At 57.5% G+C, this 8,037-nt stretch carries 8 protein-coding genes; all 8 read left to right on the forward strand.

The window, feature by feature from the left end; all coding sequences use genetic code 11:
* Window positions 1-245: 245 nt before the first annotated feature.
* The 8 genes from KQI10_RS07370 (at window position 246) to KQI10_RS11955 (ending at window position 7,955) form a co-directional block, all read left to right on the forward strand.
* The gene (locus KQI10_RS07370; protein ID WP_216566766.1) at window positions 246-2,189 is read left to right on the forward strand and encodes a BMP family ABC transporter substrate-binding protein; all 1,944 of its coding nucleotides are present in this window, start codon (window positions 246-248) and stop codon (window positions 2,187-2,189) included.
* A 5-nt stretch (window positions 2,190-2,194) separates the two neighbouring features.
* Window positions 2,195-2,857, forward strand: coding sequence for a metallophosphoesterase (locus tag KQI10_RS07375; protein WP_216566767.1), 663 nt, complete (start codon window positions 2,195-2,197; stop codon window positions 2,855-2,857).
* Window positions 2,858-2,873: 16 nt separating this feature from the next.
* Complete coding sequence (locus KQI10_RS07380) at window positions 2,874-3,530, forward strand: DUF2461 domain-containing protein (RefSeq protein ID WP_216566768.1); 657 nt, start codon at window positions 2,874-2,876, stop codon at window positions 3,528-3,530.
* Between the two features lie 41 nt (window positions 3,531-3,571).
* Complete coding sequence (dapA, locus tag KQI10_RS07385; protein WP_216566769.1) at window positions 3,572-4,459, forward strand: 4-hydroxy-tetrahydrodipicolinate synthase; 888 nt, start codon at window positions 3,572-3,574, stop codon at window positions 4,457-4,459.
* A complete protein-coding gene (gene dapB / locus KQI10_RS07390; RefSeq protein ID WP_216566770.1) occupies window positions 4,456-5,187 on the forward strand; it encodes a 4-hydroxy-tetrahydrodipicolinate reductase in 732 nt (243 codons plus the stop codon). Before dapA ends, dapB begins: the two co-directional genes overlap by 4 nt.
* Entirely contained in the window at window positions 5,184-5,963 is a 780-nt protein-coding gene (dapF, locus tag KQI10_RS07395; protein WP_216566771.1) for a diaminopimelate epimerase, read from the forward strand. The genes dapB and dapF overlap by 4 nt, the downstream gene beginning before the upstream one ends.
* Window positions 5,963-6,601: a YesL family protein gene (locus KQI10_RS07400; RefSeq protein ID WP_216566772.1), complete on the forward strand. Its 639-nt coding sequence runs from the start codon at window positions 5,963-5,965 to the stop codon at window positions 6,599-6,601. The genes dapF and KQI10_RS07400 overlap by 1 nt, the downstream gene beginning before the upstream one ends.
* A gap of 205 nt (window positions 6,602-6,806) precedes the next feature.
* The gene (locus tag KQI10_RS11955; protein WP_216566773.1) at window positions 6,807-7,955 is read left to right on the forward strand and encodes a helix-turn-helix domain-containing protein; all 1,149 of its coding nucleotides are present in this window, start codon (window positions 6,807-6,809) and stop codon (window positions 7,953-7,955) included.
* The last annotated feature ends 82 nt before the right edge of the window (window positions 7,956-8,037 follow it).

Consider the following 8,037-nt stretch of genomic DNA (forward strand, 5'->3'; position numbering starts at 1 on the left):
GAAGGTGGATTCGAACCACCGAAGCTATAAGCAGCAGATTTACAGTCTGTCCCCTTTGGCCACTCGGGAATTCCCCCAGATATTCAGTTCTTGTCGGAACTTGTTTATGATACCGCATATATTGCAAATTGTCAAGCATTTTTTCCGGAACTTTTAAAAAACGGGAAGCCGCCTTCAATCGCCAGTTGCTTTTCTGACAAAAATGGGGTATGATATGGTTATAAAAGTATAAGGAGGCAACGCCCATGGGGATCGAGGTCGGGCTTGACGAATATGCTCATGCTTTAAAACAGGGGCAGCGGGAAGTTACGGAACTGGCCGCACGAGGCAGGGATACCAGTCCCGCCGTGCTGGACGAGCTGCTGCCGGAAAACAATGCGGACGTGGTCCAGGATCTGGGCGTGCTGGAGATCCCCTCGGAGCGAATCATCGGCACCAAGTCCGCCGGACGAATCGTAGCCTTCTCCCCCAGCTTTCTGCCGCTGCTGGATCCTCAGTCGGAGTTTGCCAACAAATGGGCAAACCTCTGCGTAGCCCACCTGGGCGATGTAGGCATTCGGGAACCGATCAGCTGCTTTGAGTACCTCGGCAACTTCTATGTGCAGGAGGGCAACAAGCGGGTATCCGTGCTGCGATATTTCGGCGCGCCCAGAATCCCGGCGGTGGTTCGCCGGATTGTACCGCCCCAGGATGGCACACCCCGAATCCAGGCATACTACGAATTTCTGGATTTCTTTAAGGCCAGCCGCCTGTACGCTGTCCAGTTCCGCCGGCCGAATGACTACGCAAAGCTCCTCTCCGCCGTAGGCAAGCATCCCGGCGAGCCCTGGACGGAAGATGAGCGTCGAACCTTTAACGCCTATTTTTCTTATTTCCGAGATGCGTTTTCTCAGATGGGTCCTCTGAAGGAGGATGTACTTCCGGAGGAAGCGCTTCTCCTGTGGCTCCAGCTGTACACCTATAAAGATCTCGGACGCTTTACCGTGTCCGAAATCCGCAAGACTCTGACGGCCATGCGCTATGACATGCTCTCCGCCGCCAGCCATGATTCCATCAAAGTACAGACGACCGCGGAGACCGGGAAAAGCGGCATTCTCTCCCGGCTGTCTACGCCGGTATACCTGAACGTGGCCTTTGTCCACCAGCTCTCCCCCGCAACCAGCGGCTGGGTACTTGGACACGAGCAAGGCAGGAAATATCTGGAGGAAAAGCTGGGCAATAAGCTGACCATTCGCAGCTATTTCAATGCCGACACGCCCCAGGAGGCATCCCGGCTTCTGGAGCAGGCCGTGAGCGACGGCGCGCAGGTTGTCTTCACCACCGCGCCTCTGCTGCGGACCGCCACCTTGAAAGCCGCCATTGAATATCCCAAGGTACAGTTCCTGAACTGCTCTGTAGACCAGCCCTATTCCAGCGTCCGCTCCTATTACGGCAGGGTCTATGAAGGGAAGTTCATTACCGGCGCCATTGCCGGTGCTCTGGCCCAGAACAATCGCATCGGCTACATTGCCTCCTACCCCATTTACGGCCAGCTGGCCAACATCAATGCCTTTGCTCTGGGCGCTCAGCTGACAAACCCCCGGGCGCGGATCGAGCTTCGCTGGTCCTGCGTAGAGGGGGATCCGCAGGCGGATTTCTTTGCCAACGGCATTCGGGTGATCTCCAATCGGGACGCCCCGGGGCAGAACAAAATGTATCTGGACTTCTGCAGCTACGGCACCTACCTGATGGATGACAATGGCGAATTGGTCCCCCTTGGCTCTCCCGTATGGGTCTGGGGCAAGTTTTATGAATATGTGCTGAACGGCATGTTCTCCGGAACCTGGAAAAGCGAAAAGGCCAATGGCACCGCCCTGAACTACTGGCTGGGCATGGACAGCGGCGTGATTTCCGTAAACCTTTCGGATCACCTTCCGGAGGGGCTGCGGGCGCTGGCAGAGTACCTGCGCACCGGCCTTTCAACCCGGACCATAGACCCCTTCGCCCGCCGGATCGTGGCCCAGGATGGTACCGTAAAAAATGACGGCGCCAAAGTTTTCACCCCGGACGAGCTTCTGCATATGGACTGGCTCTGCGACAATATACTGGGAAGTCTGCCGGATCCCGATGAGATCCTGCCCGTTTCCCAGGCCATGGTCAAAGAGCTGGGTATCTATCAGGATGGCAGCTTTCAGAAGAAAGAGGGCTGACGGCAATGAAAATCCTGTTTGTCTCCGATGAGGAGTGCCCCGCTCTCTGGGACTATTATATCCCCGGCCGGCTTGCGGATTACCAGCTGATCATTTCCTGCGGAGATCTGAAGGCCAGCTATCTGAGTTTTCTCGTTACCATGGCCCGGTGTCCTGTGCTCTATGTCCATGGAAACCACGATACCCGCTACGAGTCCAATCCCCCGGAGGGCTGCGACTGCATCGACGGCCGTGTGGTAGAGTACAACGGCGTGCGCATTCTGGGCCTGGGGGGCTGCCGAAAATATCACCCGGGCTCCTTCCAATACACCGACCGGCAGATGCGGGGCCGCATTCTCAAAATGCGCTGGCCCATCCGCAAAGCCGGGGGCGTCGACATTCTGGTGACCCATGCCCCGGCGGAAGGTCTGGGCGACAGCGAGGACGTGGCCCACTGGGGCTTTCCATCCCTGCGAACCTTTCTGGATAAGTACAGCCCCGGATATCATGTCCACGGCCATGTACATATGACCTATGGACAGAATATCCCCAGGCTCCAAAGCTACAACGACACCACCATCATCAACGCCTACGAGCGCTATACTCTGGAAATCCCGGACCGTGAAGTCCCGGAAAAGAAGAAAAACAAGCTCATCTGGATCAACGATCCGCCGGAATACGCAAGATAAAAGAAGGAAATGCACTATGTTTGAAGGTTTCACCCCGGAAACCATCGATTTTCTCTGGGGCATTCGCATGAACAACAACCGGGACTGGTTTCTGGAACACAAAAAGCAGTATGTAGACACACTGTACACGCCCATGAAGGCGCTGGGTCAACAGCTTTTTGAGCCATTTCTGGAAAAGCCCGGCAGCATCCTGAAGGTCTCCCGAATCTATCGGGACGCCCGGCTCCACCACCCTCTGCCCTACAAGGAAAGCCTCTGGTGCTGTATCCGGCAGGATGTAGACTGGTGGGCAGAAAATCCCTGCCTGTTTTTCGAAATTCGCCCCGAGGGCGTCAGCTACGGCTTCTCCCTCTGGCATCCCAGGACTGTCACCATGGAAGCCTACCGGCAGAAGATTGCCGCCGACCCGGACCGCTTTCTGGATCTGCTCCGGCAAACGGAGCTATCCACCGGCATTCCCGTCACAGCGGAAGTCTACAAACGTCCCAAGCCCGCGGAAAATCCCGCGCTTGCCCCATATTTTGCCTGGAAAGCAGACATCGGCTGCATCCGCAATGAAGAAGTCGGTGAAGCCATGTTCGGCCCCGCCCTGGGCGACCGGGCCCGCGCTATGATAGAACAGCTGATCCCGCTGTACGATTACTTTTGTGAGATTACGGCAATGAACGCATAAGTTTCGATATGCGGACAGAGCGGAATGAAAGGAGTATCCTTATGAAAAAAACAATCTTCAAGGGCATGGCAACTGCCATGGTCACCCCCATGACCCCGGAGGGCGTGGATTACGATGCCCTGGGTCGCTTCATCGACTTCCAGCTGGCAAGCGGCATTAACGCGCTGGTTGCCGTCGGCACCACCGGCGAAAGCGCCACGCTGACCCCCGATGAACGGGAAAAGGTGATCGCCTACACCATTGACCGGGTCGCCGGACGGGTGCCCGTCATTGCGGGCACCGGCACCAACAACACCCAGCACGCCATCAACTATTCCGTCAGCGCCGCCCGGGCAGGAGCCGACGCCCTGCTGGTGGTGACTCCCTACTACAATAAGGCCACCCAGAACGGCCTGATTGCACACTTCAGCGCCATTGCGGACAAGGTGGACAAGCCCATTATCCTCTACAATGTTCCCTCCCGCACCGGCTGCAACCTGCTGCCCGCCACAGTGGAAAAACTGGCGGAGCACCCCAATATTGCAGCCATTAAGGAAGCCAGCGGCAATATGAGCCAGGTTGTGGAGCTGTTTGCCCGCTGCGGTGATAAAATCACCGTCTATTCCGGCGAGGACGGCCTCACCGTGCCCATGCTGGCCATGGGCGGCATGGGCACCATCAGCGTGCTGAGCAATGTGGTTCCCAAACAGGCCGTTGCCATGACCGACGCTTTCTTTGCCGGCCGGGTACAGGAGGCCGCCGACTGGCAGTGCCGGCTGCTCCCCCTGATCAACGACCTCTTCTGCGAGGTGAATCCCATCCCCGCCAAGGCCGCCATCAGCGCCATGGGCTATGGGGAGGAGAATATCCGCCTGCCTCTGACTCCCATGGAGCCGGAAAACCGGGCAAAACTTTTTGCTGAAATGCGGAAGCAGGGGGTTAACGTATGAGAGCCGTCATCTGCGGCGCCAACGGCGCCATGGGCAAGCTCCTCTGCGCCGCTCTGGGAGAGCCGCCCGTAGGCAAGGTCAGTATTGACGGTGAAAATGGGGCCTGCAGGCATTTTTCCGAGCTTCCCGATGTAAAGCCTGAGATCATTATTGATTTTTCCCATCACAGCGCCGCGCCGGAGGTCATTGCCTACGCTCTGGAGCAGAACTGCGCCGTGGTCATCGGCACCACCGGCCACACAGAGGCGGAAAAGCAGTTGATCTATGCCGCTGCCGAGAAGATTCCCGTGTTCTTCAGCGGCAACATGAGCCTTGGCATTGCCGTGCTCTGCCGTCTGGCCGCCCAGGCTGCCGCCGCTTTCCCCGAGGCGGATATTGAGATTCTGGAAATCCATCATAATCGAAAAGTCGATGCCCCCAGCGGCACCGCTCATATGCTCTTCCGTGCCATAAAGCAGGTCCGGCCCAACGCCGTGGAGCACTGCGGCCGCTCCGGGGAGTGCAAACGCACCAGAGACGAAATCGGCATTTCTTCCCTGCGCATGGGCAATGTAGTGGGTGTCCACGAAATCCATGTCTGCACCCCCAACCAGACATTGACTCTGCGCCACGAGGCCCACAACCGGGCCATGTTCGCCGACGGAGCCATGGAGGCCGCCCGGTTCCTGCTGGGCAAGCCCGCGGGACTCTACGATATGGAGGCACTGCTGACGGAGGCACGGAAATGAACGTTACCTATATGAACGGCGCGGGCAACAGCTTTATGGTGCTGGATGCCCGTGGCCGGGAGCAGGAGAATTTCTCTGCCCTGGCCAAGCAGCTGTGTGCCATGCGCCATGCCGATGGTCTGATTGCCGTTGGAAACTCCGACAAGGCCGACTTCAAAATGATTTTTTACAACGCCGACGGCTCTCTGGGCGAGATGTGCGGCAACGGTGCCCGGTGCATCTGCCGGTTTGCCCATGACCATGGCATTGCAGGGGACAGCATGGTCTTTGAAGCCACTGCCGGTCTCGTAAAGGGCTGGCGTGTGGACGATGATCAATATCGGGTAGCCCTGAATCTGCCCTCTGTTCTGGACCTGAACCGCAGGGGCGACATTGCCTATGCGGAGCTTGGAAATCCCGGCGTCCCCCACGCCGTCCGGCTCTGGACGGGCGGCGACCTCTTCACCCGGAAGGATGCCCTGCGGGCGGAAATGCGCGCCCTGCGCTTCGACCCGGCTTTCCCCAAAGGGGCCAACGTAAACTACTGCCGTCTGACCGGCGCCGGTACTGCTCAGGTACTGACTTTCGAGCGGGGCGTGGAAGACTTTACCCTGGCCTGCGGCACCGGCTGCGGCTCCACTGCCTGTGTTCTCTGGAAAAAGGGACTTCTGCCTGACGGAAAGCTCACCGCCCGGGTTCCCGGCGGCATACTGCGTGTAACCGTAGAGGGCACCGATCATGTGACCGCCCTGTTGCTGGAAGGTCCTACGGAAATCACGGAGGTACTGGAAATCTGATGTCTCGCTCCATCTTTCGCCCCTACGGCCCTCTTTGGAACATGCTGAATACCATTACGGATGTTCTGGGACTGAGCCTTTGCTGGCTGCTGTGCTGCCTGCCCATCATCACGATTTTCCCCGCAACTACCGCCCTGTATGATGCCGCGGTCCGCGGGATCCGGTACCGGGAGCCGAACCCCTACCGGCGCTTTTTCAGCACCTTCCGCAAGGAGTGGAAAAGCGGCATCCTCTCTACTCTGCTCTGGGGCGTTGTGCTCGGCTTCTTTGGTTACCTGCTGGCTATGCTGCTGTACATGACCCGGGAAGACAGCAGCTACACGGTCTATGCGGGGGTATATCTTGCCGGCATGCTGCTGCCCATTGCCTCCGCCTGCTGGGGCGCTGCCATCATTTCCCGCTTCACCTTCTCCTTCGGCGCGCTGACAAAGACAGCCCTGAAATTCCTCATTGCCCATTTTCTCCGCTCTATAGCCATGGCTGCCTGCACCGTTGTGATTGTGGAATTCACAAGGCGATATCTCATCTGGGTCTTTGCGGCTCCCGCCTGTACGGCACTGGTCTGGTCCGTTTTCGCTGAACCGGTATTCGCAAAATACGGCGCGTCTATTGTCCCAAAGGACCCGGAGGCGGATTGAGCAAACTATACAATACCCATGCTCAAAATTTGGCATGGGTATTTTTTACGAAAAAGTGGTGTAAAATTTGGTGAATAATCATTTGCCATTTTCTTTTCTCTCTTGTATAATATTATCGCTGGCGTTCCGCAAAAACGCTTTTGATTTATCCGAATTTTCTCAGGCGCTCAGCGCCGTTACGCAAAGTTGAAAGGAGCATCGCGCTGTGATTCAGAACTTGAATCAGGTGAATTTTCAGGGATTTGGCACCGTTCTTCCGGAGCGGGCTCAGACCAGTCAAATGATTTCCAAGAATGCCGTCCAGATCAAGCTTCCCCAGACGGAAGCCTCCGTCTTCCGCACCAGGGCGGACACACTGTTGAGCTGCACGGGAAATATGTGCGTGCTGTCCGTCAGTAAGGATGGACAGGATTTTCAGCACTACTACCTGGACAAATCCGTCACCCTGCGGGAAGGGCTGCTCTTCTCATTGAACGTATACAAAAACGAGGCGGCTGTCACTCTGTCCACGGAGGTTCAGCCGGAGAAGGTCGGTACCGATGTCATCCGCAGCATCCGCATTGACAGCCAGCTGCGGGTAGCCGGCATCTACACTTTCTTTTATCAGGAGAAGGAACAGGGCTTCCTGTTCCCCGGCGAATCCCACCCCATGCCGGAGTTGACCTATGTGGATCAGGGCAGCCTGCACTCCGTGGCCGATGGCCAGGACTGGCTGCTCCACCAGGGGGATGCCATGATTTATGCCCCCAATCAGTGGCATATGCAGTATGCCGACATCGGCGTGGCTCCCCGGTTCGTGACCATCTCCTTTGATCTGGACGGCGGCGACCTCTCCAGCCTGTACGGCCGGAAGCTGGCTGTGCCCCAGGAGGCGGTCACCCTTTTACAGCAGATGCTCCGCACCCAGGAGCGGATGGATCCCTATTCCACGGATATGCTCATGGCCCAGCTGACCATGCTCCTTCTGGTGCTGCTGCGGGAAGTACAGGCCCCCTCCGGCTCCAAGCTCCAGGGCACCAACACCGTCCACAGCGAGAACGAGATCATCCGCCACGCCCAGCAGTATATCTCCGCACACATCCGGGAAAAGCTCTCCGTTCGGCTCATTGCCCAGCAGGTGGACGTCAGCCCCAGCTACCTGACGGTGCTGTTCCAGAAAAACCTGCAGATCTCCCCCGGTGAATACATCCGCCGTATCAAGCTCCAGGAGAGCAAGCAGATGATCCGGGAAAACAACCTGAACTTTACCGAAATCGCCGCGGCGCTGCAGTATTCCACCGTCCACCATTTCTCCCGCCAGTTCAAAGAGAAATTCGGCATCACCCCCACGGAATACGCACGATCCGTGCGGTAAACACGGGGCTGTTGCAAAATAGAAAACCTGTAGGGGCGGCTACCAGCCGCCCGCTGCCTTTCGGAACAGAACGCTAGAATTA

This window comes from Pseudoflavonifractor sp. MSJ-30 (genome assembly GCF_018918045.1).
GTDB lineage: Bacteria > Bacillota > Clostridia > Oscillospirales > Oscillospiraceae > Faecousia.